The sequence below is a fragment of the Cellulomonas algicola genome, from assembly GCF_003851725.1.
Taxonomy (GTDB): domain Bacteria; phylum Actinomycetota; class Actinomycetes; order Actinomycetales; family Cellulomonadaceae; genus Cellulomonas; species Cellulomonas algicola.
Genome location: NZ_BHYL01000364.1, coordinates 1 through 1,479, shown reverse-complemented (window position 1 = coordinate 1,479; position 1,479 = coordinate 1). Strand labels below are relative to the sequence as shown.

General features: G+C 77.3%; 3 protein-coding genes. 2 read left to right on the top strand and 1 reads right to left on the bottom strand.

The window, feature by feature from the left end:
- A partial coding sequence (locus CTKZ_RS21750) for a hypothetical protein (RefSeq protein ID WP_200829830.1) occupies positions 1 to 341 on the top strand: 341 nt, incomplete at its 5' end.
- Positions 338 to 718, top strand: coding sequence for a GntR family transcriptional regulator (locus CTKZ_RS19125; protein WP_124344408.1), 381 nt, complete (start codon positions 338 to 340; stop codon positions 716 to 718). The genes CTKZ_RS21750 and CTKZ_RS19125, both read left to right, overlap by 4 nt.
- 9 nt (positions 719 to 727) lie before the next feature.
- Here the strand turns inward: CTKZ_RS19125 and CTKZ_RS19120 are convergent, their stop codons facing one another.
- Entirely contained in the window at positions 728 to 1,312 is a 585-nt protein-coding gene (locus tag CTKZ_RS19120; RefSeq protein ID WP_200829831.1) for a helix-turn-helix domain-containing protein, read from the bottom strand.
- Positions 1,313 to 1,479: the final 167 nt, after the last annotated feature.

The following is a 1,479-nucleotide window of genomic DNA, read 5'->3' as shown; positions in this document are numbered from 1 at the left end:
CGGCCACGCTGCTGCTCGGTCTCGCGGTCGTCGCGCTCGCCGAGGCCACGCGCGCGCGGGTCGTCGGCCGCCGACGGCCCGTGCTGTCCGCGCGCGCCACCCGGCTCGACGAGCGCCTGCGCGCGTTCGCGACCGGCTCGGTCGCCCACCTGGAGCTCGCCGCTGCCGTGCTCACCGCCGCCTGGGTCGTGTCCGCGACCTCCCTGCTGCCCGACGACGCGGACTGGCTGGGCGTCGTCGCGGTCGTCACGGGCCTCGTGGTCGCCGTCGTCCAGCTGCGCGCCGCCCGCCCGCGACCGCCGCGCGCACCGCGCCTATCGGGCAGCGTCGTCGCCGCATGATCGTCCAGGTCGACCCCGACTCGCCCGTCCCCGTCTTCGAGCAGCTGCGCGCGCAGGTCGAGCGGCTCGTCGCGTCGGGTGCGCTCGCACCCGGCAGCCGCCTGCCGACCATCCGCCACCTCGCTGCCGACCTCGGGATCGCCCGCGGCACCGTCCAGCGGGTGTACGACGAGCTCGCGCGCGACGGCTGGGTGCGGACCGCCGGCCGCCACGGGACCGTCGTCGCCGACCGCGTGCCTGCACCTGCCGACTCCGCGGCGCTGCCGCAGGCCGCCGACCGGCTGGCCCTCGTCGCCCGCCAGCTCGGCATCGACGCGCGCGACGTCCACGCGGCGCTCGACGCGGCGCTCGCGCGGACAGGCCAGGCCCGCGCCTGACGGGTGCGCTCAGGAGCGGCGCTGCTGCGCGCGGACGTGCAGGCGCTCGCCCTGCGGGCCGAACAGGGTCAGGAGCTCGACCGGGTCGGGGCCGCGGTTGAGGATCGCGTGCGGCGTGCGGGTGTCGAACTCGGCGACCTCTCCCGGCCCGAGCGTGAGGTCGTGCTCGCCGAGCAGCAGCCGCAGTCGGCCGGACAGGACGTAGAGCCACTCCCAGCCCTCGTGGACCTTGAGCTCGGGGTCGACGGGCGACGACCCCGGCGGGATGACGACCTTGTACGCGCGCAGCCCACCCGGACGGCGGGTCAGCGGGACGAACGTGCGGTCGTGCCGCTGGAACGGGCGCGCGTAGACGCGCGGGTCGCCGGTCGCGGGGGCGTCGACGAGCTCGTCGAGCGGCACCTGGTACTCGCGGGCCAGCGGGAGCAGGAGCTCGAGCGTCGGCCGCCGCCCACCGGACTCGAGGCGCGAGAGCGTCGAGACCGAGACACCGGTCGCGTCGGCGACCTGCGCGAGTGTGAGGCCGCGCTCGGAGCGCAGCGCGCGCAGCCGGGCGCCGACCGCGTCGAGCGCGGCGTCGATGTCGTCGGGGATGGTCCTCACCTCTCTCGGGTCCGCGGCCCGGGCCGGCCCGCGTCGGAGCGACGCCCTGTTGTTGCCGGAACAGCAACGGATGTTGCCATCCCATCGTCGCACGGCGCAGAGTCGTCGCCAGGCCGCCCCGCGTCGGGGACGGCGCCGGACGCGGGCCGCGACGGCCC

Coding starts and splice junctions, on each gene's coding strand:
- CTKZ_RS19125 (WP_124344408.1), top strand. CDS start 338: ATGATCGTCCAGGTCGACCCCGACTCGCCCGTCCCCGTCTTCGAGCAG.